A 25,550-nucleotide genomic window follows, 5' to 3' on the forward strand; every position below is an offset into this window, starting at 1 on the left:
ACCTGGCGGCGCCCCGCGACCCCGCCCCCGGGCCGCCGGCGTGCCCCGCCCCCGGCGCGCCCGGCGTGCCCCGGCGACGGGCCGGCCCGTGCCCGGTCAGAAGCCGTCCCCGGGTCGGAAGCCGTCCCCGGGTCAGAAGCCGTGCCGGGCGCCGCCGTCCACCGGGAGCATGACGCCCGTCAGGTACGAGGCCGCGGGCGAGAGCAGGAACGCCGCCGCGTTGCCGAACTCCTCCGGCGTGCCGTAGCGGCGCAGCGGGACGTGGGATTCGGAGGCCGCGCGGGCCGCCGGGGCGTCGCCGGACAGGGCGTCGAGCTCGCGGACCCGGTCGGTGTCGATCCGGCCGGGGAGCAGCCCGACGACGCGGATGCCGCGCGGGCCCAGCTCGTTGGCGAGGGACTTGGCGAAGCCCGCGAGACCGGGGCGCAGGCCGTTGGAGATGGTCAGCCCCGGGATCGGCTCGTACACCGAGCCGGACAGGACGAACCCGATCACCCCGCCCTCCGGCAGCGCGGCCGCCGCCGCCCGGGCCATCCGCACCGCGCCCATGAACACCGAGTCGAACGCCGCCTGCCACTGCTCGTCCGTGTTGTCCGCCGCCCACCCGGGGGCCGGGCCGCCCACGCTGACGAGGACGCCGTCGAGGCGCCCGAAGTGCTCGCGGGCGGCGCCGATCAGACGCTCCGGGGCCGACGGGTCGGCGTTGTCCGCCGCGACGCCGACCGCGCCGGGGCCCAGCTCCTCGGCGGCGCCCGACGCGGCCTTCTCGTCGCGTGAGGAGACGACGACCTTCGCGCCCTCCGTCACCAGGGCGCGCGCCGAGGCGTTGCCCAGTCCGCGGGAGGCGCCGGTCACGATGTAGACGCGGTCCTTCAGTCCAAGATCCATGCCCCTATCCTGCCGCGCCCTCCCGCGCCAGGGCGAGGGCGGTGCCCACGAGCCCGACGTGGCTGAACGCCTGCGGGAAGTTGCCCAGCTGGCGCCCCGACACCGTGTCGTACTCCTCGGCGAGGAGCCCCACGTCGTTGCGCAGCGACAGCAGCCGCTCGAACAGCTCCCGCGCCTCCTTCTCACGGCCCGTCATGCGCAGCGCGTCCGCCATCCAGAACGAGCACACCAGGAACGTGCCCTCGTCGCCCGGCAGCCCGTCGACGGGCACGCCCGCGGTGCTGTACCGCTTGACGAGCCCCTCGTGGTTCAGCTCCTCCCACACCGCGTCCACCGTCCCCACCACCCGCGGGTCGTCCGGCGGCAGGAAGCCCACCCGGGGGATCAGCAGGGTCGCCGCGTCCAGCTCCCGGGAGCCGTACGACTGGGTGAAGGTGTTGCGCTCCGGGTCGTACCCGTTCTCGCACACGTCCCGGTGGACCGCGTCGCGCATCGCCCGCCACCGGCTCACGTCACCGGTCAGTGACGGGTCCTCCTCCAGCGCGCGCACGGCGCGGTCGGCGGCGACCCACGCCATCACCTTGGAGTGCACGAAGTGGCGCCGCGGCCCGCGCACTTCCCACAGCCCCTCGTCGGGCTCCCGCCAGGTCGACTCCAGGAAGCCGAGCAGGCTCAGCTGGAGGTTCCAGGCGTGCGCCTGCGAGGACAGCCCCGCCTCGCGCGCCAGGTACAGCGAGTCCATGACCTCCCCGTACACGTCGAGCTGCAACTGGCGCACGGCGGCGTTCCCGGTGCGCACCGGCGCGGAACCGGCGTACCCGCGCAGCCACGGCAGTTCCGTCTCGGGCAGCCGCCGCTCGCCCGCCAGCCCGTACATGATCTGGAGGTCCGCCGGGTCGCCGGCGACCGCCCGCAGCAGCCAGTCGCGCCACGCCGCTGCCTCGTCCAGGTAGCCGGCGGACAGCAGCGCGCCCAGCGTGAGGGTGGCGTCGCGCAGCCAGCAGTAGCGGTAGTCCCAGTTGCGCACGCCCCCGATCTCCTCGGGCAGCGAGGTGGTCGGCGCGGCCACGATCCCGCCCGTCGGGGCGTAGGTCAGCGCCTTGAGGGTGATCAGCGAACGCATCACCGCGTCGCGGTAGGGGCCCTCGTAGGTGCACTGCACCGCCCACGCCTCCCAGTCCTCCAGGGTGTGCTCCAGCGCCTCGAACGGGTCGATCAGCGGGGGCCGGGGGTGGTGGGAGGGGTGCCAGGTGAGGACGAACGCCACCCGCTCGCCGGGGGTGACGGTGAACGACGAGCAGGTGCTGAACTGCTGGCCCCACGTCTTGACCTCCGGCTCGCTGCGCAGCCATATCGAGTCGGGGCCCGCGACCGCCACCCGGTGGCCGTTGGTCCGCCGCATCCACGGCACGACGGACCCGAAGTCGAAGCGCAGCCGCAGCACCGAGGTCATCTCGACCGTCCCGCTGACGCCCTCCACGATGCGTACGACGTCGGGGGCCTCGTCGCGCTGCGGCATGAAGTCCAGCACCTTGACCGTGCCGGTGCGGGTCTCCCACAGGGACTCGAGGACGAGCGAGTTCCCGACGTAGCGGCGGCGGGTGCAGGCCTGGGCGTCCTTGGGGGCGATCCGCCAGTGGCCGTTCTCCTCGTCGCCGAGCAGGGCCGCGAAGCAGGCCGCCGAGTCGAAGCGGGGCAGGCACAGCCAGTCGATCGAACCGTTCCTGCCGACGAGTGCGGCCGTCTGGAGATCCCCGATGAGGGCGTAGTCCTCGATGCGTTGTGTCACGCTGTGCCGTCTTCCCGCACCGACCGGCGGCTAAGCGGGCGTGTGTGCCGCCGGTTCCCGCTCGCCGCCGGCGTCTCCGTCTCCGTCGCCGTCGCCGGTGTCCGGCGTTCCGGCCGCCGCCTCTGCCGCTGCCGCGTCGCGGTCGCGCTTCTCCCGGCGTACGAGCACCACCCAGCCGACGGGCACGCCCGCGACGAACAGCCACCACTGCACGGCGTACGCCATGTGCGCGCCGATGGAGTCGTGGTCGGGCTCGGGGATCTGCTCCGGGGTGTCACCGGCCGGGCCGGGCGCGGTCTGCTCCAGGTAGCCGCCGAGGACTTCGCGGCCGAGGCTCTTCGCCTGCTGCTCGCTGTTGATCAGCATGACCTGGCGGGGCGGCAGTCCGCTGAGGTCCTTGATGCCGCTGGCGCCGGTCGTCTCGTCGGCCTTGAGCCGGCCGGTGACGGTCACCTCGCCCTTGGGCGCGGGCGGCACCTCGGGGAAGGACTTCTGGTCGGCGGCGGCGGGGATCCAGCCCCGGTTGACCAGGACCGCCCGGCCGTCGGCGAGGACCAGCGGGGTCAGGACCAGGACGCCGATCCGGTCGTCGGCGGAGGTCCGGCGGCGGACGACGACCTCGTGCCGGGTGTCGAAGGTGCCGGTGGCGGTGACCCGGCGCCAGTAGTCGGCGCGGGGGACGGTGTGACCGGGGGAGGTGAGCCGCGTCACGGGGACGGGCTCGGCCTTCAGGTTGTCCTCGATCAGCTGGTTCTGCGCGACCCGGTGCTCGTGCCGGTGGAACTGCCAGAAGCCCAGCTCGGTCATCACGGGGATGAGAACGAGGGCGATGAGGGTGAGGATCACCCACTGCCGGGACAACAGGAAGCGGTACACGGCTTCGACCGTACCTGCTCGTGTCCGGCCACCGGATGGTGGGTCCCGCCCGGGGCGCGGGAGCCGCCGTGCGCCCTGGCCCGCCCGGACCCAGGGCGGGACGCAGGGGGACCCACGGCCCGGCCCGCCCCGGGCGTCCCGGGGGTCACACCTTGTCGACGATGCCCACCTCGCCCTTCTCCGCGCGGGCGCAGTGCGCCCCGCAGAAGAACTGTCCCCCGGCCTCGACGCCCTGGCCGATGATCTGGACCCGGCAGTGCTCGCAGATGGGCGCCATGCGGTGGATGGCGCAGGAGAAGCAGTCGAAGACGTGCACGGCGCCCTGCGCGTGCACCTCGAAGGACATGCCGTAGTCGTTTCCGCAGACCTCACAAGTTGCCATGCGCCACAGGGTGCGGGCCGGTGCTCGTCAGGGGGCGGCGAAACGCCCGGCGGTCACCCGTCTGCCTACTCGTCTGCCGGGGCCACGTCACGGAGCAACTGGGTGAACGCCGCCTCGTCGACGACCGGCGTGCCGAAGGCCTTGGCCTTGACCGTCTTGGAGGTGGCGGAGTCCGGGTCGTTGGTGACCAGCAGGCTCGTCAGCCGCGAGACGCTGGTGGCGACATGGAGGCCCGCCTCGACGGCGCGGTCCTCGAGCAGCTCCCGATCGATGGACGTATCGCCCGAAAACGCCACCCGCATGCCCTGTTTGAGCGGTTTGTCCGCTTCGTAGCGTCCGGGGTTGGGGTACGGGCAGGCGGGACGCTTGCGTGAGGGCCGCCAGCCGCCCGAGCCGTACGACGCCTGCCGCCCGATGCGGGGCACCCCGGACGCGGCGGGCGAGGACGCCCATTCGGTGAGCGGGCGGCACTCCAGCAGCGGCAGCCGTACGCCGCGCTCCGCCGCCGCGTGCAGGCTCGGGCGGAACGCCTCGGCCAGCACGCGCGCGTCGTCCAGCGCGTTGTGCGCCCGCCGCTGCACCACGCCGAAGTGCGTGGCCAGCGTCTCCAGCTTGAAGTTGGACAGCGGCAGGTCCAGCTCCTTGGAGAGCGCGATGGTGCACAGCCGCTGCCGCACCGGCGCCGTCCGCTCCGCCCGGGCGTACTCCCGGGCGATCATCGACCAGTCGAACATGGCGTTGTGCGCGACCAGTACGCGGCCGTCGAGCCGGGCGGAGAACTCCGCCGCGACCTCGGCGAAGAGCGGCGCCCCCGCCAGCACGTCACTCGTCAGGCCGTGGATCCACACCGGGCCCGGGTCGCGCTCCGGATTGACCAGCGTGTACCAGTGGTCCTCCACGTTGCCCTGCGCGTCGAGCCGGTAGACGGCAGCCGACACTATCCGGTCGTCGCGGGCGAGGCCGGTGGTCTCCACGTCGACGACCGCGTACCCCTGTGTCGGGTAGGCGGTCGGCCACGGTGCTGCTGTCGTACGGTCGTCGAGCATGGTCACTGAGAATAGAGCCCGTCACTGACAACGCCGTCGCCGGGCATCCCCCGCGCGGCCCGGGTGTTGACGGCCCGGACCCGAACACCGGGGCACCGTAGGCCGGTTGTGGCACTCGACCGGGCCGGGAGACGAGGTCCCCAGCCGTCACCGGCTCCAGGCGCAGCCGTCGACCGGTCCCGGCAGCAGCCGGTAGACCTCGCCCGAGGCGCCCTCGGGCGCCACCGTGCCGTCCGTCAGGGCGAGGAAGACCCGCCTGCCGGCGGCCGCCCGCGAGGCGGCGGCCCGCCGGGTCGGCCGCCGGGCGCCGGCGCCACGTGTGGGCCTTCACGCGCGTGCCGTCGAGCCGCACCGCGTGCGGGTGTGCGGCCGCCGTGCGCCGCAGCGTCTCACCGAAGGAGACCGCCGAAAGGTCGGTCCCTCGCAGTACGGCGAACGCGAGCGCGGCCTTCGGGTGGCTGCCCGGCCCTTCGTACGGGTGGAGCGTCTCGGCCGCCCGCTTCCACGGGCCGGGGTGCCGCAGGACGTCCTCGACCAGCGATGGGCGCGTACACGCCCTAGCGTGCGACGGCGCCCGCCCAGCGCGGGGCGTCCGTGCCCCAAAGCCCCGGCGGACGCGACCAGTTCGCCGGGCCGCCCTCGTAGGCGACCGGGGGCAGCGCGTGCCGGAGGCGGCCCATGGGGCTGTCCGTGGTGGTGAGCCACGTCTCCGGGTCGTGTCCGCCCCGCCGCGGGCCCCCGGCCAGGCCGTGCACGAGCCAGTGGGCGGTCTGCGTCAGGGCCAGCCGGGCGAGCCGCGTCCCGCCGCCGTCCGGGGCGTGCTGCCCGGTCAGGGACCGCAGTACGGCGGCGGCCAGCAGGTAGCCGGTGCCGTGGTCCAGGGCCTGGGCGGGGAGTGCGCCCGGCTCACCGCCGGAGCCCTCCAGCGCGGCGATGCCGGTGGCCGCCTGGACCAGGCTGTCGAAGCCGCGCCGCTCGTGCCACGGCCCGTACCGGCCCCATGCCGACAGCTGGGCGACGACCAGGCCGGGGCGGCGCTCGGCCAGCGCCTCGGGGGAGAGCCCGAACCGGTCGAGCGCGCCGGGCCGGTAGCCGGTCACCACGACGTCGGCGCCCGCGAGCAGTTCCTCGAACACGCGGTGGTCCACGCCGCGCCCGAGGTCCAGGGTCGTCGACCGCTTGCCCATCCCGGTGTCGTTGTGCGCCTCCTGGCTCTCCGGCAGGTGCGGCGCGTCGATCCGCAGCACGTCGGCGCCCAGCAGCGCCAGTGTCCGGGTGGCGACCGGCCCGGCCAGCACCCGCGTCAGGTCCAGCACCCGCAGTCCCGCGCAGGGGAGCAGCGGCGTACCGGACATCGGGCTCCACGCGCGCGTGGGCCCCGCCTCGCCGATCCGCTCCATGGTCAGCAGTGGCTGCGCGGCCACCAGGGCGCCCTGTTCGTGCGCCGACCACTCGGGCACGCCGCGCGCCGCGACGGCCAGGCCCCCGGCCGCGTACACGGCGTCCTCCACGTCCACCGCGCGGCGCCCGGCGACCGCCTCGGCGAGTGCGTCCGGCCCGGCGTCGTCCGGCAGGCCGAGCGCGAGGAGCAACCGTTCCCGGTGATGCGGGTAGTTGGCGTGGGTACGCACCCACCCGTCGGCCGCCCGCCAGAACCGCGACAGTGGCGCGAACGTCGTCCACGCCTTCCCGTCCACCCTGACGAGCCGGTCGCTGAGGAACGCCGTGGCGACCGCCCCGTCGTCGACCCGTACCCGCGGCACCGGCCGCCCGCCCCGTACGGCGGCGCACTCGGCGGCGGCGAGCGAGCAGACCGCGACGGCGGCGCGGGCCAGCTCCATCACCGGCAGCCGGGACGGAAGCCCGTCCGAAGGGCCGCCGTACGAAACCCGCTCCAGAAGAGCCGGGTCGGCACCCAGTGCCGCCCAAGCCTGGGACGTTCCCGGATCGATCCCATAGTCCATGGCCTCAGTGTGGCACTCAGTGCCACTTCCGGGCCAGGGGTGACGCACGACAGAGCCCCGGCACGACACACGCCGCACCGGGGCCCATGGGGGGCGTTACCGTCGCACCGCGTCCAGCGCGTCGACCATGCCCTTGCCGTAGAAGCCGTTGTCGCGCTTGCCGCCCTCGCACACGGCGTCGGCCGTGCCGTCACCGTTGATGTCGTACGGCGTGGTGCACGCCATGTCGTCGGCCTGCTTGGCCAGCAGCGCCTTCACCTCCGACACCGAGGCGTGCGGGCGCGTCGACCTGATCAGCGCGGCCACACCCGCCGCGTGCGGCGACGCCATCGACGTACCGGCCTTGTAGCCGTACTTCCCGCCCGGCAGCGTCGACAGGATCAGCCCGTTGGTGGCGGGCGCCTCCGGCGGCTGGTACGCCGTCGAGTCACCGCCCGGCGCGGCGATGTCCACGACACCCAGGCCGTAGTTCGAGTACGAGGACTTCAGCCCCTTCGCGCCCGTCGCCGAGACCGTCACCACGCCGTCGAGCATGGTCGGCACGTCCGGGCAGACCTCCGGGTCGATGGTCCGCTCCACCGGCGTGGTGTCGTTGGGGCTGGTCTTGTCGACGATCTCGTCCGCCGCCAGGTCCGTACGGGAGTTGCCCGCCGCGGCGACGTTGACGGCGCCCTTGCGCTCCGCGTACCGCGTGGCGCGCGCCAGCGCCTCGACGAGGGCACCCTGGTCGAGGTCGTTCTTGCAGGTGTACAGCCACGGGTCCACGTAGTAGCTGTTGTTCGTCACCTCGACGCCGTGCTCGGCGGCCCAGATAAAGCCGCAGACGACCGACTCGGTGTAGAAGAACCCGTCCGGGTTGGACACCTTGATGCCGGAGACCTTGACGCCCGGCGCGACTCCGGTGACACCGACGCCGTTCTTCGCGGCGGCGATGGTGCCCGCCACGTGCGTGCCGTGGTCGCTCTCGGTCGGCCCCGGCCGCCAGGAGCCCTCGGTGGTGTCCGGTGCGCCGGTCACGCAGTTCGCGGAGGCGCGGCGGTCGAAGTTCGGCGCCAGGTCCGGGTGGGTGTCGTCGACACCCGTGTCGATGACGGCGACGGTGACCTTCTTGCTGCCGAGCGACTTCTCGTGGGCCTGGTCCGCCTTGATGGCCGGCAGGTCCCACTGGAGGGGCTCGAAGGGGTCCTGCTCGTCGGTCGCGCGGGCCGCAGCCGTCCGTGCCTCCTTGGCGGAGAGGGGCTGCTCGGCCTCGATGTCGGTGGTGGTCTGCGCGGCGAGGGGCGTGGTCCTCGTGGCCCCCGCCGACTTCACGCCACGGACCTCGCGGATGGTCTTCGCGAAGTCCGGGTTCTGCGAGTGGACGACGATGACGCCTATCTGGTCGTAGGCGATCACCACGGAGCCCCCCGCCCTGGTTATCGCCTTCTTCACCGCCTTGACGGTGGAGTGACCACCCGTCACGTTCACGACGTACGACATCTTCGGGCCGTTCGTCGCCACCGCGGCGGTGGGAGCCTCGTCCAGCGGGGCGGCCGAGGCCCCGGCGGCCGGCAGCAGACCGAGTGAGGCCGTGAGCGCCAGGCCGGCGGGCAGCGCGAGTATTCGCCCGCGTCCGGATCGCAGATGAGCCATGGGTTCTCCACATCATCCTGAGATCCGCCCACGCGCCGGTTGCGCGTGGGCGGGTGCATGACGAGCGAAGCTATCGCCGATCATCCCGGCCCATCAATGACTTGGGAAGAAAAACGTCGCAGGTGAACCGCGCCGCCACGGCCTCCGTGCCGTTGATCAGGGGGGAGCACAGCCCGAGCACCCGCCCCCACCGTGAGGTTCCTGTCCATGCCCAGCGCATCCGCTTCGCGAGGAGTTCCCGTGGTAACCGATGCACCGCCGCCCGAGGACGGTACGGCCGCAAGGCCGGCCCGGCCCACGACACAGTCGTTCGCCCAGGTGCAGGAGAGTGCGGAATTCGGCGAACTGCGCCGCACGTACCGCTCCTTCGCCTTCCCCCTGACCGTCGCCTTCATCGCCTGGTACCTGCTGTACGTCCTGCTGTCCAACTACGCGGGCGGCTTCATGGGCACCCGGCTGTTCGGCAACATCAACGTCGCGCTCGTCCTCGGCCTCGGCCAGTTCCTGACCACCTTCCTCATCGCCTGGTTCTACTCCCGGCACGCCGCCGAGAAGCTCGACCCGAAGGCCGAGGCCATCAAGGCCCGCATGGAGTCCGGTACGGAGGCCGACGCATGAGTGACACCACCGCCACCGGCGCGGCGCTGCTGGCCGCCGCGTCCGACGCCTCGGAACACCGGCCGCTGATTATCACCCTCTTCGGCGCCTTCGTCGTCGCGACGCTGTGCATCACCGTCTGGGCCGGCCGCCAGACCCGCAACGCCGCCGACTTCTACGCGGGCGGCCGCCAGTTCACCGGCTTCCAGAACGGCCTCGCCATCTCTGGCGACTACATGTCCGCCGCGTCGTTCCTCGGCATCGCGGGCGCCATCGCCCTCTTCGGGTACGACGGGTTCCTCTACTCCATCGGCTTCCTGGTCGCCTGGCTGGTCGCCCTGCTGCTGGTCGCCGAACCGCTGCGGAACTCCGGCCGCTACACGATGGGCGACGTCCTCGCGTACCGGATGCGCCAGCGTCCCGTCCGCACCGCCGCCGGCACCTCCACCATCGTCGTCTCGATCTTCTACCTGCTCGCCCAGATGGCCGGTGCGGGCGTCCTCGTCTCGCTGCTGCTCGGCATCACCTCGGACGGCGGCAAGGTCGCGATCGTCGCCCTCGTCGGCATCCTGATGATCGTGTACGTGACCATCGGCGGCATGAAGGGCACCACGTGGGTCCAGATGGTCAAGGCCGTCCTGCTCATCGCGGGCACCCTGCTCATCACCTTCCTGATCCTCTGGAAGTTCGACTTCAACCTCTCCGACCTCCTCGGGACCGCCGCCTCCAACAGCGGCAAGGGCACCGCCTTCCTGGAGCCCGGCCTGAAGTACGGTGCCTCCGGGACCTCGAAGCTGGACTTCATCTCGCTGGGCATCGCGCTGGTGCTCGGCACCGCGGGCCTGCCGCACATCCTGATCCGCTTCTACACGGTGCCGACCGCCAAGGCCGCCCGTAAGTCGGTCAACTGGGCCATCGGCATCATCGGCGCCTTCTACCTGATGACCATCGTCCTCGGGTTCGGTGCCGCCGCCCTGCTCGAGCCCGGCGACATCATCGCCTCCAACAAGGCCGGCAACACCGCGGCCCCGCTGGCCGCGCTGGAGGTCGGCGGAGGCGGCGGCTCCACGGGCGGCGCGATCCTCCTCGCGGTGATCTCCGCGGTCGCCTTCGCCACCATCCTCGCCGTCGTCGCCGGCCTCACCCTCGCCTCGTCCTCGTCCTTCGCGCACGACATCTACGCCAACGTGATCCGCAAGGGCCAGGCCACGGAGAAGGAGGAGGTGCGCGCCGCCCGCTGGGCGACCGTCCTCATCGGCGTCGTCTCCATCGCCCTCGGCGCGATGGCCCGCGACCTGAACGTCGCCGGACTGGTCGCCCTGGCCTTCGCGGTCGCCGCGTCCGCGAACCTGCCCACCATCCTCTACAGCCTGTTCTGGAAGCGGTTCACCACCCAGGGCGCCCTGTGGTCGATCTACGGCGGCCTGACCGCGTCCGTGGCGCTCGTCCTGTTCTCCCCGGTCGTCTCCGGCAAGCCCAGCTCGATGTTCCCGTCCGCCGACTTCGCCTGGTTCCCCCTGGAGAACCCCGGCCTGATCTCCATCCCGCTGGGCTTCCTGCTCGGCTGGCTCGGCTCGCTGCTGTCGAAGGAGGAGCCGGACAAGGGCAAGTACGCGGAACTGGAGGTCAAGTCCCTCACCGGTGTCGGAGCGCACTGACCCGCACACCCTGGGCGACCGTACCCGGCCGCGCCGTGGGGATCGTCGTAGATCCCTACGACGCGGCCGCGCCGCTCCTGTGGACAATGGCCCGTGTCGTTGTCGGTGGGGTCACGTAGGCTCCTTGGTAGACGGAACCTGACAACCGGGGGAGGCGCTCACCGTGCTGATCGACACCTACGGCCGTGTGGCCACCGACCTGCGCGTCTCGCTCACCGACCGGTGCAATCTCCGCTGCACCTACTGCATGCCCGAAGAGGGCCTCCAGTGGCTCGCCAAGCCCGATCTGCTGACCGACGACGAGATCGTCCGGCTGATACGGATCGCCGTCACCGTCCTCGGCGTCACCGAGGTCCGCTTCACCGGCGGCGAGCCGCTGCTGCGCCCCGGCCTCGTCGGCATCGTCGAGCGCTGCGCCGCCCTGGAGCCCCGCCCCAGGATGTCGCTGACCACCAACGGCATCGGCCTCAAGCGGACCGCCACCGCGCTCAAGGTCGCCGGCCTGGACCGGGTCAACGTCTCCCTGGACACCCTGCGCGCCGACGTCTTCAAGACCCTGACCCGCCGCGACCGCCACAAGGACGTCCTCGAAGGCCTCGAAGCCGCCCGGGACGCCGGACTCACCCCCGTCAAGGTCAACGCGGTCCTCATGCCGGGCCTCAACGACGACGAGGCCCCCGACCTGCTCGCCTGGGCCGTCGAGAACGACTACGAGCTGCGCTTCATCGAGCAGATGCCGCTGGACGCCCAGCACGGCTGGAAGCGCGACGGCATGATCACCGCCGGTGACATCCTGGAGTCGCTGCGGACGCGCTTCACCCTCGACCCCGAGCCCGACGAGGCCCGCGGCTCGGCGCCCGCCGAGCGCTGGATCGTCGACGGTGGACCGCACCGGGTGGGCGTCATCGCCTCCGTCACCCGGCCCTTCTGCCGCGCCTGCGACCGGACCAGGCTCACCGCCGACGGCCAGGTGCGCACCTGCCTGTTCGCCCAGGAGGAGACGGACCTGCGGGCCGCGCTGCGCTCGGACGCGCCGGACGAGGAGATCGCCCGCATCTGGAAGCTCGCCATGTGGGGGAAGAAGGCCGGCTCCGGGCTGGACGACCCGAGCTTCCTCCAGCCCGACCGCCCGATGTCCGCGATCGGCGGCTGACCCGCGTCGGCCCGGTTCCGCTCCCGGGCCCGGTCGTCCCGTGGGCGGGGTCATTCCGCGGACGGGCGGGACTCCCACTCGGCCAGCGTGACCACGTCCTTCAAGAAGCCCCGCACGCCCAGGAATTGGGACAGGTGCTCCCGGTGCTCGTCACACGCGAGCCAGGTCTTGCGGCGCTCGGGGGTGTGCAGCTTCGGGTTGTTCCACGCGAGCACCCAGACCGCCGCGGTGCGGCAGCCCTTGGCGGAACAGATGGGGGTGGTCTCGTCGCTCACGAACACGTCCAAACACAGGCCCGAACTACCCGGACAAAGGCGACGCCGGGCAGCCACGGGGGGAGCTGCCCGGCGTCGGTCCGTCGCTCCGACGGGGGATGCGGAGCGCCTACGAAGTATGTCACGCGGAGCGGGGTGGAGTGCACTGAAACCACACGATTGATCTGAGCTTTTCTTGAGCTTTGCAGACCGGTGGCGGCTCAGCCCTGCTCGTACTCGCGTTCCTGGCGGGGCTGTTGACGGTGCCCCCGGCCGTCCGCCGTGGATTCCGGTTCCGGCTCCGGTTCCGCGTCCGGTTCCGTCGCCGGCCCCGCCCCCGTCGTCAGCATGGGGTGCTCGGCCGCCGGCGGTACGAAGGGCCGCGGCTGGGGCGGTGCCGTCTCCCGGCCCGCGTTGGCGATGACCACCGCGACGTACGGCAGCACCGCACCCAGGACCAGGGCGACGATCGCCACGTGCCGTTCGACGTTCCACAGGGTCGCGGCGGCGATCACGGCGAGGGTGCGCACCGACATCGAGATCACATAGCGCCGCTGCCGGCCCCGCACGTCGTCCGCGAGCCCCTGACGGGCACCGGTGATCCGGAAGACCTCGTCACTCCCGTGCTTCCGCATCACGTTCCACCACCCGCGTTCACACCGGACGCTCCCCGGTCCGGCTTGCTACCACCGTACGCCCGCCCTCCGCCTCGTACGAGACCGGGTAGCCCCCACCAGGGCGGACGCGCGTGCGCGTCGCACACCCGTGTGTGCGACGCGCGTGCGCGTCGCACACACGGGGCCGTCCGACGTGCGCCGTATGCCCGGTGGGCCCAGACTTGTCGGGACTGCTCACGTCAATCCACCGAGGAGGCAGCCATGGGCTGGTTGTGGGCGATTATCGTCGGATTTGTGCTGGGTCTGCTCGCCAAGGCGATCCTGCCGGGCAAGCAGCACAGTCCCCTGTGGCTGACCACCATCTTCGGCATCATCGGCGGCATCGCCGGCAACGCCCTCGCCAGGGCATTCGGCATCGAGGAGACTTCCGGCATCGACTGGGGCAGGCACGCCCTCCAGCTCGGAGCCGCGATCGTCCTCGTCGGCCTCGGCGACATGCTCTACATGTCCATGCGCGGCAGAAAACAACGAGCCTGACCCTCCCACGACGCGAGACGGCGCCCCGGGTGCATCCACACCCGGGGCGCCGCCCCACCGCACGCGCTGTCCACGTCGACGCGCCGCGTCAGCCCGCCGCGACCTCGATCGCGGCCAGGTTCTTCTTGCCGCGCCGCAGCACCAGCCAGCGCCCGTGCAGCAGGTCACCGGCGGACACCACGGCGTCCTCGGCGGTCACCTTGACGTTGTTCACGTAGGCGCCGCCCTCCTTGATCGTCCGGCGGGCCGCCGACTTGCTCGGCGCGAGGCCGACCTCCGCCAGGAGGTCCACCACCGGGCCCGGCCCGGCGACCCGGGCGTGCGGCAGCTCCTGGAGCGCGGCGGCCAGTGTCGCCTCGTCCAGCTCCGCCAGGTCGCCCTGCCCGAACAGCGCCCTCGACGCGGCGATCACCGCGGCGCACTGGTCGGCGCCGTGCACCAGCGCCGTCAGCTCCTCCGCGAGCGCACGCTGGGCCGTACGGGCCTGCGGACGCTCCTCGGTGAGCCTCTCCAGCTCCTCCAGCTCCTCACGGCTCTTGAAGCTGAGGATGCGCATGTACGTCGAGATGTCCCGGTCGTCCACGTTCAGCCAGAACTGGTAGAACGCGTACGGGCTGGTCATCTCCGGGTCGAGCCAGACGGCCCCGCCCTCGGTCTTGCCGAACTTGGTGCCGTCCGACTTGGTCATCAGCGGGGTGGCCAGCGCGTGCACCTGGGCGTGCGGCTCCAGCCGGTGGATCAGGTCCAGGCCCGCCGTCAGGTTGCCCCACTGGTCGCTGCCGCCCTGCTGGAGCACGCACCCGTAGCGGCGGTACAGCTCCAGGAAGTCCATGCCCTGGAGCAGCTGGTAGCTGAACTCGGTGTAGCTGATGCCCTCCTGGGACTCCAGCCGGCGGGCGACCGAGTCCTTCGTCAGCATCTTGTTGACCCGGAAGTGCTTGCCGATGTCCCGCAGGAACTCGATCGCGGACAGGCCCGCGGTCCAGTCCAGGTTGTTGACCATGACCGCGGCGTTCTCGCCCTCGAAGGACAGGAACGGCTCGATCTGCGTCCGCAGCCGCGTCACCCACTGCGCGATCGTCTCCGGGTCGTTCAGCGTGCGCTCCGCGGTGGGGCGCGGGTCACCGATCTGACCCGTCGCCCCGCCCACCAGCGCCAGCGGCCGGTGACCGGCCTGCTGGAGCCGGCGGACGGTGAGCACCTGCACCAGGTGCCCGACGTGCAGGCTGGCCGCGGTGGGGTCGAAGCCGCAATAGAACGTGACCGGACCGTCCGCGAGAGCCTTGCGCAGTGCGTCTTCGTCGGTGGACTGGGCGAACAGCCCGCGCCACTTCAGCTCGTCGACGATGTCCGTCACGGTGTCGTGTCTCCTTGAACGATGATCGTGCGCGGCCGACCACGCACGACGATGGAACGCCAGTCTATGGGGGTCACACGCCCTGGCTGACCGAACTCATGTTGAAGTCCGGCACCCGCAGCGGCGGCATCGCGGTCCGGGTGAACCAGTCGCTCCACTCGCGCGGCAGCGTCTTCTCCGTCCGCCCGGCCTCCGTGGCCCGCGACAGCAGGTCCACCGGCGACTCGTTGAACCGGAAGTTGTTCACCTCGCCGGTGACCTCGCCGTTCTCGACGAGGTACACGCCGTCCCGGGTCAGCCCGGTCAGCAGCAGCGTCGCCGGGTCCACCTCGCGGATGTACCACAGGCAGGTCAGCAGCAGCCCGCGCTCCGTGGCGGCGACCATCTCCTCCAGCGACCGCTCGCCCCCGCCGTCCAGGACCAGGTTGCCGATCCCCGGAGTGACGGGCAGCCCCGTGAGCGCCGCGCTGTGCCGCGTGGTGACCAGGTGCTCCAGCCGGCCCTCCCGCACCCAGTCGGTCGGCGACAGCGGCAGGCCGTTGTCGAACACCGACGAGTCGTCCCCCGACGAGTGGGCGATCATGAACGGCGCCGACTCCAGGCCCGGCTCGTTCGGGTCGCTGCGCAGCGTCAGCGGCAGCGGGGAGAGCGTCTCGCCGATCCGGGTGCCGCCGCCCGGCTTGGAGAAGACCGTACGGCCCTCCGCCGCGTCCCGGGCGGCCGACGACCACAGCTGGTAGATCAGCAGGTCCGCCACCGCGGTGGGCGGCAGCAGTGTCTCGTACCGGCCCGCGGGCAGCTCGATCCGGCGCTCCGCCCAGCGCAGCCGCCGCTCCAGCTCCGCGTCCAGCGCCGTCGGGTCGACGTCCTTGAAGTCCCGCGTCGAGTGCCCCGTCCAGGCCGAGCGCGTCCGGTCCGGCGACTTGGCGTTCAGCTCCAGCGTCCCGGACGGCTGGTCGTGCCGCAGCCGCAGCCCCGTCGACGTACCGAGGTAGGTGGACGTCAGCTCGTGGTTCGCGAACCCGTACAGCTCCCGGCCGCCCGAGCGGGCCCGCGCGAACGCCTCGCCCAGCGCGGGCGCGAAGTCCGCGAACACCGCCGACGAGGTCTCCGCCGGCGCGTCCCGGAAGTCCGGCGACGCCTCCCCGCCGGTCACCAGCGGCCGGGCGTCCTCGGCCGGCCCGGCGCCCCGCGCGGCGGCCTCGGCCGCCCGGACGAGCGGCTCCAGCTCCTCGGCGGTGACCGCCGACCGGGAGACCACGCCGGACGCGGTGCCCTCCGCCCCGTCGACGGTGGCGACGACGGTGAGGGTCCGGCCGCGCGTCACGCCGTTGGTGGTGAGCGCGTTCCCGGCCCAGCGCAGGTTCGCGGAGGAGTGCTCGTCGGCGATGACGACGCACCCGTCCGCGCGGGACAGCTCCAGCGCCCGCTCGACGATCTCGTACGGCTTCGCTACGGGGCTCATCGGCCACCCTCCTGCGCGGTGTTAAGACTGTGCTTGCCCGGGGGACGACCCCCGGACCCCCAGCAAGGGGCGGTGCGGGCCAGGCCTGTGCTCATCGGCCACCCTCCTGCGCGGTGTTAAGGATGTTCACGCCCCGGAACAGGGCCGAGGGGCAGCCGTGCGAGACCGCCGCGACCTGCCCCGGCTGGGCCTTGCCGCAGTTGAAGGCGCCGCCCAGCACGTACGTCTGCGGGCCGCCGACCTTCTCCATGGAGCCCCAGAAGTCGGTCGTCGTCGCCTGGTAGGCGACGTCCCGGAGCTGACCGGCCAGCCGCCCGTTCTCGATCCGGAAGAACCGCTGCCCGGTGAACTGGAAGTTGTACCGCTGCATGTCGATCGACCACGACCGGTCGCCGACCACGAAGATCCCGCGCTCCACCCCGCCGATCAGGTCCTCCGTCGACAGCCCGCCCGGATCCGGCTGCAACGACACGTTCGCCATCCGCTGCACCGGCACGTGCCCCGGCGAGTCCGCGAACGCGCAACCGTTGGAGCGCCCGAGACCCGTGAGCTTCGCGATCCGGCGGTCCAGCTGGTAGCCGACCAGCGTGCCGTCCTTCACCAGGTCCCAGCTCTGCGCCTCGACGCCCTCGTCGTCGTACCCGATCGTGGCCAGCCCGTGCTCGGCGGTCCGGTCGCCGGTCACGTTCATGATCGGCGACCCGTACGCCAGCTTCCCCAGCTGGTCGAAGTTGGCGAACGAGGTGCCCGCGTACGCCGCCTCGTAGCCGAGCGCCCGGTCCAGCTCCGTCGCGTGCCCGATCGACTCGTGGATCGTCAGCCACAGGTTCGACGGGTCGACGACCAGGTCGTACGTCCCCGCCTCCACGCTCGGCGCCCGCATCTTCTCGGCCAGCAGCTCCGGGATCCGCTCCAGCTCGGCGTCCCAGTCCCAGCCCGTGCCGGTCAGGTACTCCCAGCCGCGCCCGACCGGCGGCGCGATCGTGCGCATCGAGTCGAACTCACCCGTCGACCCGTCCACCGCCACGGCCGTGAACTGCGGGTGCAGCCGTACGCGCTGCTGCGTGGTGACCGTCCCCGCCGTGTCCGCGTAGAACTTGTTCTCGTGCACGGTCAGCAGGGAGGCGTCGACGTGCGCCACCCCGTCCGCGCGCAGCAGCCGCGCGCTCCACTCCGCGAGCAGCGCGCTCTTCTCGGCGTCCGGCACGGTGAAGGGGTCGATCTCGTACGACGAGACCCACGTCCGGTCGGCGTGCACCGGCTCGTCCGCGAGCTCCACGTGCTCCGCCGACCCCGCCGCCGCGATCACCTGCGCCGACAGCTTCGCCATGGCCACCGCCTGCGACGCCACCCTGGCCGCCGCGTCCATGGTCAGGTCCACCCCGGAGGCGAACCCCCAGGCGCCGCCGTGCACCACGCGCACCGCGTACCCGAGGTCGGTGGTGTCCGACGATCCGGCGGGCTTGGCGTCCCGCAGCCGCCACGAGGCGCTGCGTACGCGCTCGAAGCGGAAGTCGGCGTGCACGGCGCCGAGCGCCCTGGCCCGCGCGAGCGCCGCGTCGGCGAGCGCCCGCAGCGGCAGCGCCGTGAAGGCTTCGTCGATGGAATGAGGCACGAATGTCTCCTGTCGTGTGAGACGGGTCGCCCTGATCATGTCGCGCCGCGCGGCCCCGTGCCCAGTGCTTTCGGCGGGGGCTTTCTGTAGGGACCCGACAGTGACTCCCGTACGCCACTGTCAGAGGCCGATTCTCCGTCGTGGGGGCCGGACCGATAGGTTTTCGAGGAACCAGACCGCTGAGGAAAGGGTGATCCGTTGAGCCGCTCGGTTCTCGTCACCGGAGGTAACCGGGGCATCGGCCTCGCCATCGCCCGCGCTTTCGCCGCCTTTGGCGACAAGGTCGCGATCACATACCGCTCCGGCGACCCGGCGGAGCTCGCCGAGGAGGGCTTCCTGGCCGTCCGGTGCGACATCACCGACGCCGAGCAGGTGGAGCAGGCCTACAAGGAGATCGAGGAGAAGCACGGTCCGGTCGAGGTGCTGGTGGCCAACGCCGGTGTCACCAAGGACCAGTTGCTGATGCGGATGTCCGAGGAGGACTTCACGTCCGTCCTCGACACCAACCTCACCGGCACCTTCCGGGTGGTGAAGCGCGCCAACCGCGGCATGCTGCGCGCCAAGAAGGGCCGCGTCGTCCTGATCTCCTCCGTGGTCGGGCTGCTGGGCTCGGCGGGCCAGGCGAACTACGCCGCCTCAAAGGCCGGACTCGTCGGCTTCGCCCGCTCGCTCGCCCGGGAGCTGGGCAGCCGTAACATCACCTTCAACGTCGTCGCACCCGGTTTCGTCGACACCGACATGACCAAGGTGCTCACCGAGGAGCAGCGGGCGGGCATCGTCGCCCAGGTGCCGCTCGGCCGCTACGCGCAGCCCGACGAGATCGCCGCCGCGGTCCGGTTCCTCGCGTCCGACGACGCTTCGTACATCACTGGAGCCGTCATCCCCGTTGACGGCGGATTGGGCATGGGTCACTGATCACATGAGCGGAATTCTCGACGGCAAGCGCATCCTCATCACGGGTGTGCTGATGGAGTCCTCCATCGCCTTCCACACCGCCAAGGTGGCTCAGGAGCAGGGCGCCGAGGTCATCCTGACGGCCTTCCCGCGGCCCACGCTGACCGAGCGCATCGCCCGGAAGCTCCCGAAGCCCGCCAAGGTCATCGAGCTCGACGTCACCAACGACGAGCACCTCGCCCGCGTCGAGGAGCTGGTGCGCGCCGAGCTGGGCGGCCTCGACGGCGTCGTCCACTCCATCGGCTTCGCCCCGCAGGACGCGCTCGGCGGCAACTTCCTCAACACGCCGTTCGAGTCGGTGGCGACCGCGATGCACGTCTCGGCGTTCTCGCTGAAGTCGCTGACCATGGCCTGCCTGCCGCTGATGACCGCGTCCGACGGCGCCTCCGGCGCGGGCGGCGGCTCGGTGGTCGGCCTGACCTTCGACGCGCAGTTCGCATGGCCGCAGTACGACTGGATGGGACCGGCCAAGGCCGCCCTGGAGGCCACCAGCCGCTACCTGGCCCGTGACCTCGGCAAGCAGAACGTGCGGTGCAACCTGATCTCGGCCGGCCCGATCGGCTCGATGGCCGCCAAGTCCATCCCCGGGTTCGGCGAGCTGGCGAAGGTCTGGGACGACCGCTCCCCGCTCCAGTGGGACATGGCCGACCCGGAGCCGGCCGGCCGCGGTGTCGTCGCCCTGCTGTCGGACTTCTTCCCGAAGACGACGGGCGAGATCGTCCACGTCGACGGCGGCGTGCACATCATGGGCGCCTGAGTCGTACGGGCCCGAGTCGTACCGGGCCGGCCGTCGCAGCGCCGGTCCGTCGCGCCGCTAGGCCGCGCACCGCTCCGGGGGAGTGGTGCGCGGCCTTCCGCGTTTCCGCCTGCCGGTTCGCGCGCCGGTTCGCGTTTCGCCCGCCCGCCGTGAGCCCGCCGTGAGCCCGTTTTCGCACGCGCGTACGGTGCGAAGCGCTTCCAAGTCGTAGAGTCACCAAAAGCACGGCAAACTGGTGCACAACGGAAGGCGGAACGACTCGACGCGTCCGTGGCTCGGGGAGTGCGGGGAGGAGGTGTGGCTGTGCGTACGAAGCACCAGGAACACCCGGCGGAGCGGCCCCCGGTGGAGCGGCGGGCACGGCGCCGTACGAAGCGGCTCGCCAAACGGTTCGCGAAGCACTGCGGATCGGTGGCCCTGGCCGCCGGCGCGGGCCTGCTCTCCCCGTTCGCCCTCGGCGCCCAGACCCACGCCGCCGAACGGGACGTGTACGTCGCCTCCTGCCGTACCGAGGTCGAGGGCTCCCGCGTCACCGCGCACTGCCACAACCCCAACCCCGGCACCGACCGTGTGCAGCTGCACGTCGAATGCGCCCGTTGGTGGGACGTCGACTCGGACAGCGAGCCGGTCGAGGTCGGCCCCACGGCCTACGCGGAGCTGACCCAGCGCTGCTGGAAGGAGGTCGGCGACGCGTGGATCAGTCACCAGCCGGTGAGCGATCGCCGCTGAGGCACATGAAGGGGTAGCCGGCCGCCTCCGTCGCCGCCGTAGCGGCGTCCCCGGCCCTGATCGCCTCGACCAGCCGCGCGTGGTCCATGTGGTTCTCCGGCCGCAACTCCTGGCCCACGTCGTCCCGCAGCCAGTCGCGCAGCAGGTGCCCCAGGTCGGCGTAGACCTCCGACAGCACGTCGTTGTGTGAGGCGGCGACCACGGCCAGGTGGAACGTGGCGTCCGCCGCCACGAACCGCTCCGCGTCGCCCGCCTCCCACGCCTCCTCGCGCCGCGCCAGAAGGGCGTCCAGCTGCTTCATGTCACGCTCCGTCCGGCGCTCGGCGGCCAGCCGCGCGGCCGAGGACTCCAGCGTGGAGCGCAGCTCGGCGACGTGCCGAGGGTCGGCCGACGCGAACCGCCGGTGCATCACGCCGGCCAGTTCGCTGGTCGCGACGACGTATGTGCCCGAGCCCTGACGGATGTCCAGCAGACCGTTGTGGGCCAGCGCCCGGACGGCCTCGCGGACCGTGTTGCGCGCCACGCCCAGCTGCTCGACCAGCTCCGGCTCGGTGGGGATCCGGGAGCCGACCGGCCACTCGCCCGAGGTGATCTGGTTCCGCAGTTCGGCGATCACCTGGTCGGACAGCGCGGACCTGCGGGGAGAGCTGAGCGCCATGGTGCTCCTTGGCTCCTTTGGAGAGGTCGGGGGCCGTCCTGAGGCCCTCCGGAGAGGACCGGAGAGGATTGGACAGCCAATCATCCCATGATTCTATGATGGAACCATGTCCGACGAGCCGCACACCCAGATCCAGACCCGGACCCAGACGTCGACGCAGGCCCAGACGCCGACGCGGAGTCAGGGTCCCGGCCGGCCGCGCAGCCGGCCCGCGACCGGGAGCCGGACGCAGCCCCACACCTCCGCGCCCGCCCCCGCCGGTGCGGACGACCCGCAGCACCGGAGCACGGTCTGGCTCACCCGGCTCCTGATCGTCGGGCTCGTCCTCGCGGCGCTCAACCTCCGGCCCGCCATCACCAGCCTCGGCGCCCTTCTCGAAGAGGTGCGCACGGGACTGCACATGAGCGGCGGCGTCGCCGGCGTCCTCACCTCCGTACCGCCCCTGTGCTTCGCGGTGTTCGGCATCACCGCCCCCCGGCTCGCCCGCCGCTTCGGACCCGGGGCCGTCGTCCTCGCCGGCATGGCCGCCATCACGGCCGGTCTGCTCATCCGGCCCTTCACCGGCGGTACGGCCGCCTTCCTGGCCGCCAGCGCCCTGGCCCTGATGGGCATAGCCGTCAGCAACGTCCTGATGCCAGTGATCGTCAAGCGCTACTTCCCCGACCGCGTCGGCACCATGACGGGCCTGTACTCGATGGCCCTCGCCCTCGGCACCTCGCTGGCCGCCGCCGCCACCGTCCCGGTCACCTCCGCGCTGGGCGGCAGCTGGCGCGCCGGCCTCGCGGTGTGGGCCGTCCTCGGCGCCCTCGCCGTGGTGGCCTGGCTGCCACTGGTACGCAACCGGGGCGGCGTGGATGCAGGTACGGCGCCGGGTGCGAGCGCGGATGCGGGCGCGGCGCCGGGGGACTCCGCCGGGGAGGGGGGCACCCGGGAGGTGCCCGCGTTCCGGATCACCCGCAGCCGTACGGCCTGGGCGCTCGGCTGCTTCTTCGGGCTCCAGGCCACCGGCGCGTACATCACCATGGGGTGGATGCCGCAGATCTTCCGGGACGCCGGGGTCTCCGCCGGCACCGCCGGGGTACTGCTCGCCGTGACCATGGTGATGGGCGTGCCGCTCGCCTTCGTCATCCCCCGGCTCGCCACCCGGATGAAGAACCAGGGTCCCATCGCCGTCGTCCTCGGCCTGTGCGGACTGACCGGGTACGCCGGGCTCCACTTCGCCCCCGCGGGCGGGGCGTGGGTCTGGGCGCTGCTGCTGGGCGTCTCCAACTGCGCGTTCCCGCTCGCGCTCACCATGATCGGCATGCGGTCGCGGACGGGTGGCGGTGTCGTACGGCTCTCCGCCTTCGCCCAGAGCGTCGGCTACCTGATCTCCATCCCGGGGCCGATCCTGGTCGGCGCCCTCTACGAGCACAGCGGCGGCTGGGGTGTCCCCCTCGCGCTGATGGCGGGGCTGATGGTGCCGCAGATGATCGTCGGGATGCTGGCGGGGCGGGACCGGACGATCGAGGACGAGGCGTGAGGTGCGAGACTGGGGCCATGCAGCCTGTGCTCGAACCGAACCCGCAGAACGGCCAGAAGAAGCTCCTCCTCGTGCTCGGCACGATGCTGGGGATCGGCGTGGTGATCGGCGTCATCGCCACCATCGTCTCGCCGTGACCCCGCGTCCGTGACCCGGGATGGTGGGGCTGGCCCCACCTTCCCCTAGGGGGCCAGGGTCAGGGTCGAGTGGGTGGGTTGCCGGATGGGCCCGGTGCTCCGTGATCCGTAACGTGGAAGCCACTTGGACCTCGGCATCACAGACCCACGGAGGTGGCCCATGCCGGCCCGGACGCAAGCGCCACCGACGAACGTGCCCCGGACCTGCGCGGCCGCCACCGGCAGCGCGGACGCCCGCCTGTCGTGGTGGGCCCTCGTCCTGCCCGTGCTCGCCTTCGCCGCCCTCTTCGCGCTGATATCCGGCGGCGGCGCGGCGCACGCTGCGGATGGCGACCCGGCGGTCGGAAGGCTCATCCAGCAGATCCACCACACGCTCGCGGGGTAGCCGGCCGAGCTGGTCAACACCCTGCGCTCCGTGGCGTGTTTCATGCGAAGCTGGGGAGCATGAGCGTCGATACACCCCGCAGGATCGTGCTACTCCGGCATGCGAAGGCCGACTGGCCCCAGGTGTCCGACCACGAGCGACCGCTCGCGGAGCGAGGCCGCAAGGACGCCCCCGTGGCGGGGCGCCGGCTCGCCGAGACCGGAATCACCTTCGACCTGGCCCTGTGCTCGACCGCGGCCAGGACCCGCGAGACCTGGAAGCTGGCGGTGCAGGAGCTGCCCCAGCGGCCCAAGACCGTGTACGAGGAGCGGCTCTACGAGGCGTCCCCCGGCGAGATCCTCGCGCTGCTCAACGAGACGCCGGAGGACGTGCACGACATCCTCGTCATCGGGCACAACCCGGGGATGCACGCGGTCGCCGACGCCCTCGCGGGCCAGGGCGAGGGGGACACCCTGGCACGGATGAACCGGGGCGGCTTCCCCACCTCCGCCTTCGCCGTCGTCGGCTTCACCGGCACCTGGAAGTCGGTGGAGCACGGCGTGGGCACGCTGCTGAGCTACTGGGCGCCGCACGAGTAGGACCGCCGCCCGCACGCGGGGCTCCCCGGTGCTGGGTTTCCCGGTGCCGGAGAGCCTCCGGCAACGGGGAAGCCGCGGCGTGGGGGAGGCCCGACGCCGGGGGAGCCGAGGCGCAGGGGAGGCTCGGCGCCGGGGGAGCCGAGGTGCAGGGGAGGCTCGGCGCCGGGGGAGCCCAGTGCAGGGAGCCCAGGCGTCCAAGGGTTCCGGCACCGGCGCGTCCCCGGCACCGGGCGACCCCCGGCAGCGAGCGAGCCGTGGCGCTGGGGAGGCCCGACGCCGGGCGAGCCCTCTGCACGGGGAAGCCGTGGCGCGGGCCAGCCCCAGCGCCGGGGGAGCCCAGTGCAGGGAGCCCAGGCGTCTAAGGGTTTCGGCACCGGCGCGTCCCCAGCATGAGGTTCCCGGCACCGAAGGAGCCCCGGCACCGGAGGAGCCCGGACGCCCGGGAGCCGCGTGCTCGTGCGGGCCGCAGGCTCGCTCGAGCACACGGCACCTCCTAGGCCCCCTGGAGCGGCTCCGCGTCCGCGTCCGCGTCCGCGGCCTCGACCTCTTCGCGCGTGATGCCCAGCAGGTAGAGCACCGTGTCCAGGAACGGCACGTTGACGGCGGTGTGGGCCGCCCGGCGCACCACCGGCTTGGCGTTGAAGGCCACGCCCAGGCCTGCCGTGTTCAGCATGTCCAGGTCGTTGGCGCCGTCGCCGATCGCCACCGTCTGCGCGAGCGGTACACCGGCCTCGGCGGCGAACCGGCGCAGGAGCCGTGCCTTTCCGGCCCGGTCGACGATCTCGCCGGTCACCCGGCCGGTCAGCTTGCCGTCCACGACCTCCAGCGTGTTGGCCGACGCGAAGTCCAGCCCCAGCCGGACCTTCAGGTCGTCCGTGACCTGGGTGAAGCCGCCCGACACCACACCGACCTGATAGCCGAGCCGCTTCAGCGTACGGATCAGGGTGCGCGCACCCGACGTCAGCCGGACCTCGGACCGCACCTTGTCGACGACCGACGCGTCGAGCCCGGCCAGCAGGGCCACCCGCGCGTGCAGGGACTGCTCGAAGTCCAGCTCGCCGCGCATCGCCCGCGCCGTCACCTCGGCGACCTCCTCCTCACAGCCCGCGTGGGCCGCGAAGAGCTCGATCACCTCGTCCTGGATGAGCGTCGAGTCCACGTCCATGACGACCAGCCGCTGCGCCCTGCGGTGCAGGCCCGCCGAGACCACGGCCACGTCTACGCCGATCTCGTGGGCCTGCGTGGCCAGCGCGGTGCGCAGCCGTGCCGTCTCGGCGCCCGACACGGCGAACTCCACGGCCGTCACCGGGTACTTCGCGAGCCGGAAGATGCGGTCGATGTTGCCGCCCGTTCCGGTGATGGAGGCCGCTATGGCCGCCGTGTTCTCGGCCGTCAGCGGGTGCCCGAGCACGGTGACGTGCGACCGGCCGGAGCCGCGGGGCCGGTTGTCACCCGTACCGGAAATGATCTCCGCCTGGAGCTTCAGGGACTCGGCCCAGCTGTGCACCGTGGCGCGCAGCTCCCCCTCGCTCGTCACGGTCGGCGCCGTGACGAGCGCGCACAGGACGATGCGGCCACGGGTCACGACCTGTTCGATGTCGACCACGTCGACGGAGAAGGCGGCGAGGGTGTCGAACAGTCCGGCGGTGATACCCGGGCGGTCCTTGCCGAAGATCTTGACGAGAACGGTGGGAACGTCAGGGGTCTGCGATGCGCTCATGGTGTTCCCACCGTATCGGCCCCCACGCGGTCGGGCGCGCCCCGTCCCGACCACCGGACACCCGTCCGCCGCGTGCGGCGGGGGTGAGCCGCCACCGTACGACCCGAGGCTTGGATCACATGTGCCGTGCGCACCCACCGGCTCTCGGCACCTTCCGGGGGCATTTGTCCTGGGTCGGCAGCGCGGGGAGCGGAGCGCCCGGGCGACTGCGCGCTCTCTTCACACCGCCCGACTTTCGATTCGGGCACCCGGCCTGAAATAGTTCCTTCCGATGTTCGCC

Annotated in this window: 25 protein-coding genes; 11 read left to right on the plus strand and 14 right to left on the minus strand. The window is 72.2% G+C overall.

The features are described from left to right. Positions 1-132: 132 nt before the first annotated feature. The 7 genes from EIZ62_RS25725 to EIZ62_RS25755 all read right to left on the minus strand — a co-directional run bounded on the left by EIZ62_RS25725 (position 133) and on the right by EIZ62_RS25755 (position 8,577). Positions 133-888, minus strand: a complete 756-nt coding sequence (locus EIZ62_RS25725) for an SDR family oxidoreductase (RefSeq protein WP_156695052.1) — start codon at positions 886-888, stop codon at positions 133-135. Positions 889-892: 4 nt separating this feature from the next. Then, entirely contained in the window at positions 893-2,677 is a 1,785-nt protein-coding gene (locus tag EIZ62_RS25730; RefSeq protein WP_156695053.1) for a glycoside hydrolase family 15 protein, read from the minus strand. 30 nt (positions 2,678-2,707) lie between these two features. Further along, positions 2,708-3,553, minus strand: a complete 846-nt coding sequence (locus EIZ62_RS25735; protein WP_156695054.1) for an SURF1 family cytochrome oxidase biogenesis protein — start codon at positions 3,551-3,553, stop codon at positions 2,708-2,710. A gap of 145 nt (positions 3,554-3,698) precedes the next feature. Then, positions 3,699-3,935 (minus strand): hypothetical protein, encoded by a 237-nt coding sequence (locus EIZ62_RS25740; RefSeq protein ID WP_156695055.1) that lies wholly within the window; start codon positions 3,933-3,935, stop codon positions 3,699-3,701. 65 nt (positions 3,936-4,000) lie between these two features. Then, a complete protein-coding gene (locus EIZ62_RS25745; RefSeq protein WP_156695056.1) occupies positions 4,001-4,987 on the minus strand; it encodes a DEDDh family exonuclease in 987 nt (328 codons plus the stop codon). Positions 4,988-5,538: 551 nt separating this feature from the next. After that, positions 5,539-6,945 carry a CoA transferase gene (locus tag EIZ62_RS25750; protein WP_156695057.1) on the minus strand — a complete coding sequence of 469 codons (1,407 nt, stop codon included), beginning with the start codon at positions 6,943-6,945 and terminating at the stop codon, positions 5,539-5,541. 96 nt (positions 6,946-7,041) lie between these two features. Then, the gene (locus EIZ62_RS25755) at positions 7,042-8,577 is read right to left on the minus strand and encodes a S8 family peptidase (protein WP_156695058.1); all 1,536 of its coding nucleotides are present in this window, start codon (positions 8,575-8,577) and stop codon (positions 7,042-7,044) included. Positions 8,578-8,817: 240 nt separating this feature from the next. Between EIZ62_RS25755 and EIZ62_RS25760 the strand changes: the two genes are divergently transcribed. The 3 genes from EIZ62_RS25760 to moaA all read left to right on the plus strand — a co-directional run bounded on the left by EIZ62_RS25760 (position 8,818) and on the right by moaA (position 11,985). After that, positions 8,818-9,195: a DUF485 domain-containing protein gene (locus tag EIZ62_RS25760; protein ID WP_156695059.1), complete on the plus strand. Its 378-nt coding sequence runs from the start codon at positions 8,818-8,820 to the stop codon at positions 9,193-9,195. Beyond that, positions 9,192-10,832: a solute symporter family protein gene (locus tag EIZ62_RS25765; protein WP_156695060.1), complete on the plus strand. Its 1,641-nt coding sequence runs from the start codon at positions 9,192-9,194 to the stop codon at positions 10,830-10,832. The genes EIZ62_RS25760 and EIZ62_RS25765 overlap by 4 nt, the downstream gene beginning before the upstream one ends. Positions 10,833-10,995: 163 nt before the next feature. Further along, positions 10,996-11,985: a GTP 3',8-cyclase MoaA gene (moaA, locus tag EIZ62_RS25770; RefSeq protein ID WP_156695061.1), complete on the plus strand. Its 990-nt coding sequence runs from the start codon at positions 10,996-10,998 to the stop codon at positions 11,983-11,985. Positions 11,986-12,035: 50 nt separating this feature from the next. Here the strand turns inward: moaA and EIZ62_RS25775 are convergent, their stop codons facing one another. Both EIZ62_RS25775 and EIZ62_RS25780 read right to left on the minus strand, forming a co-directional pair. After that, positions 12,036-12,260, minus strand: coding sequence for a hypothetical protein (locus tag EIZ62_RS25775; RefSeq protein ID WP_156695062.1), 225 nt, complete (start codon positions 12,258-12,260; stop codon positions 12,036-12,038). Between the two features lie 200 nt (positions 12,261-12,460). After that, entirely contained in the window at positions 12,461-12,874 is a 414-nt protein-coding gene (locus EIZ62_RS25780) for a DUF3099 domain-containing protein (protein ID WP_156695063.1), read from the minus strand. A gap of 243 nt (positions 12,875-13,117) precedes the next feature. Between EIZ62_RS25780 and EIZ62_RS25785 the strand changes: the two genes are divergently transcribed. After that, positions 13,118-13,393 carry a GlsB/YeaQ/YmgE family stress response membrane protein gene (locus EIZ62_RS25785; protein WP_156695064.1) on the plus strand — a complete coding sequence of 92 codons (276 nt, stop codon included), beginning with the start codon at positions 13,118-13,120 and terminating at the stop codon, positions 13,391-13,393. A gap of 88 nt (positions 13,394-13,481) precedes the next feature. On the opposite strand, the gene tyrS is transcribed toward EIZ62_RS25785, so the two are convergent. From tyrS to EIZ62_RS25800, 3 genes are all read right to left on the minus strand, one after another. Further along, entirely contained in the window at positions 13,482-14,750 is a 1,269-nt protein-coding gene (gene tyrS, locus EIZ62_RS25790; RefSeq protein ID WP_156695065.1) for a tyrosine--tRNA ligase, read from the minus strand. Positions 14,751-14,823: 73 nt separating this feature from the next. Continuing rightward, complete coding sequence (locus EIZ62_RS25795) at positions 14,824-16,215, minus strand: TldD/PmbA family protein (RefSeq protein ID WP_156695066.1); 1,392 nt, start codon at positions 16,213-16,215, stop codon at positions 14,824-14,826. A 91-nt stretch (positions 16,216-16,306) separates the two neighbouring features. Continuing rightward, positions 16,307-17,830, minus strand: a complete 1,524-nt coding sequence (locus EIZ62_RS25800) for a TldD/PmbA family protein (protein WP_156695067.1) — start codon at positions 17,828-17,830, stop codon at positions 16,307-16,309. 198 nt (positions 17,831-18,028) lie between these two features. Between EIZ62_RS25800 and fabG the strand changes: the two genes are divergently transcribed. From fabG to EIZ62_RS25815, 3 genes are all read left to right on the plus strand, one after another. After that, positions 18,029-18,745, plus strand: a complete 717-nt coding sequence (fabG, locus tag EIZ62_RS25805; RefSeq protein WP_156695068.1) for a 3-oxoacyl-[acyl-carrier-protein] reductase — start codon at positions 18,029-18,031, stop codon at positions 18,743-18,745. 4 nt (positions 18,746-18,749) lie between these two features. Continuing rightward, positions 18,750-19,541, plus strand: coding sequence for an enoyl-ACP reductase FabI (gene fabI, locus EIZ62_RS25810; protein WP_156695069.1), 792 nt, complete (start codon positions 18,750-18,752; stop codon positions 19,539-19,541). A gap of 303 nt (positions 19,542-19,844) precedes the next feature. After that, positions 19,845-20,270 carry a hypothetical protein gene (locus EIZ62_RS25815; protein ID WP_425281847.1) on the plus strand — a complete coding sequence of 142 codons (426 nt, stop codon included), beginning with the start codon at positions 19,845-19,847 and terminating at the stop codon, positions 20,268-20,270. On the opposite strand, the gene EIZ62_RS25820 is transcribed toward EIZ62_RS25815, so the two are convergent. Continuing rightward, complete coding sequence (locus EIZ62_RS25820) at positions 20,239-20,928, minus strand: FadR/GntR family transcriptional regulator (RefSeq protein ID WP_156695070.1); 690 nt, start codon at positions 20,926-20,928, stop codon at positions 20,239-20,241. The two genes, EIZ62_RS25815 and EIZ62_RS25820, sit on opposite strands and share 32 nt — an antisense overlap. Before the next feature lie 106 nt (positions 20,929-21,034). Here EIZ62_RS25820 and EIZ62_RS25825 point away from each other — a divergent pair, with 106 nt between their 5' ends. From EIZ62_RS25825 to EIZ62_RS25835, 4 genes are all read left to right on the plus strand, one after another. Continuing rightward, the gene (locus tag EIZ62_RS25825) at positions 21,035-22,450 is read left to right on the plus strand and encodes a CynX/NimT family MFS transporter (protein WP_244375971.1); all 1,416 of its coding nucleotides are present in this window, start codon (positions 21,035-21,037) and stop codon (positions 22,448-22,450) included. A 17-nt stretch (positions 22,451-22,467) separates the two neighbouring features. Next, positions 22,468-22,587 carry an SGM_5486 family transporter-associated protein gene (locus tag EIZ62_RS32780; RefSeq protein ID WP_280117755.1) on the plus strand — a complete coding sequence of 40 codons (120 nt, stop codon included), beginning with the start codon at positions 22,468-22,470 and terminating at the stop codon, positions 22,585-22,587. 160 nt (positions 22,588-22,747) lie between these two features. Beyond that, the gene (locus EIZ62_RS25830; protein WP_156695071.1) at positions 22,748-22,972 is read left to right on the plus strand and encodes a hypothetical protein; all 225 of its coding nucleotides are present in this window, start codon (positions 22,748-22,750) and stop codon (positions 22,970-22,972) included. Positions 22,973-23,031: 59 nt separating this feature from the next. Next, positions 23,032-23,550, plus strand: coding sequence for a SixA phosphatase family protein (locus EIZ62_RS25835; protein ID WP_156695072.1), 519 nt, complete (start codon positions 23,032-23,034; stop codon positions 23,548-23,550). Between the two features lie 493 nt (positions 23,551-24,043). Here EIZ62_RS25835 and serB read toward each other — a convergent pair whose 3' ends face one another. Then, positions 24,044-25,270, minus strand: coding sequence for a phosphoserine phosphatase SerB (gene serB, locus EIZ62_RS25840; RefSeq protein ID WP_156695073.1), 1,227 nt, complete (start codon positions 25,268-25,270; stop codon positions 24,044-24,046). Positions 25,271-25,550: the final 280 nt, after the last annotated feature.

It is taken from the genome of Streptomyces ficellus (assembly GCF_009739905.1).
Lineage (GTDB): Bacteria > Actinomycetota > Actinomycetes > Streptomycetales > Streptomycetaceae > Streptomyces > Streptomyces ficellus_A.

Coding starts and splice junctions, on each gene's coding strand:
- EIZ62_RS25835 (WP_156695072.1), top strand. CDS start 23,032: ATGAGCGTCGATACACCCCGCAGGATCGTGCTACTCCGGCATGCGAAG.
- EIZ62_RS25830 (WP_156695071.1), top strand. CDS start 22,748: ATGCCGGCCCGGACGCAAGCGCCACCGACGAACGTGCCCCGGACCTGC.
- EIZ62_RS25785 (WP_156695064.1), top strand. CDS start 13,118: ATGGGCTGGTTGTGGGCGATTATCGTCGGATTTGTGCTGGGTCTGCTC.
- EIZ62_RS25780 (WP_156695063.1), bottom strand. CDS start 12,874: ATGCGGAAGCACGGGAGTGACGAGGTCTTCCGGATCACCGGTGCCCGT.
- EIZ62_RS25740 (WP_156695055.1), bottom strand. CDS start 3,935: ATGGCAACTTGTGAGGTCTGCGGAAACGACTACGGCATGTCCTTCGAG.
- EIZ62_RS25825 (WP_244375971.1), top strand. CDS start 21,035: ATGTCCGACGAGCCGCACACCCAGATCCAGACCCGGACCCAGACGTCG.
- serB (WP_156695073.1), bottom strand. CDS start 25,270: ATGAGCGCATCGCAGACCCCTGACGTTCCCACCGTTCTCGTCAAGATC.
- EIZ62_RS25725 (WP_156695052.1), bottom strand. CDS start 888: ATGGATCTTGGACTGAAGGACCGCGTCTACATCGTGACCGGCGCCTCC.
- fabI (WP_156695069.1), top strand. CDS start 18,750: ATGAGCGGAATTCTCGACGGCAAGCGCATCCTCATCACGGGTGTGCTG.
- EIZ62_RS25765 (WP_156695060.1), top strand. CDS start 9,192: ATGAGTGACACCACCGCCACCGGCGCGGCGCTGCTGGCCGCCGCGTCC.
- EIZ62_RS25750 (WP_156695057.1), bottom strand. CDS start 6,945: ATGGACTATGGGATCGATCCGGGAACGTCCCAGGCTTGGGCGGCACTG.
- EIZ62_RS25820 (WP_156695070.1), bottom strand. CDS start 20,928: ATGGCGCTCAGCTCTCCCCGCAGGTCCGCGCTGTCCGACCAGGTGATC.
- EIZ62_RS25755 (WP_156695058.1), bottom strand. CDS start 8,577: ATGGCTCATCTGCGATCCGGACGCGGGCGAATACTCGCGCTGCCCGCC.
- EIZ62_RS25795 (WP_156695066.1), bottom strand. CDS start 16,215: ATGAGCCCCGTAGCGAAGCCGTACGAGATCGTCGAGCGGGCGCTGGAG.
- EIZ62_RS32780 (WP_280117755.1), top strand. CDS start 22,468: ATGCAGCCTGTGCTCGAACCGAACCCGCAGAACGGCCAGAAGAAGCTC.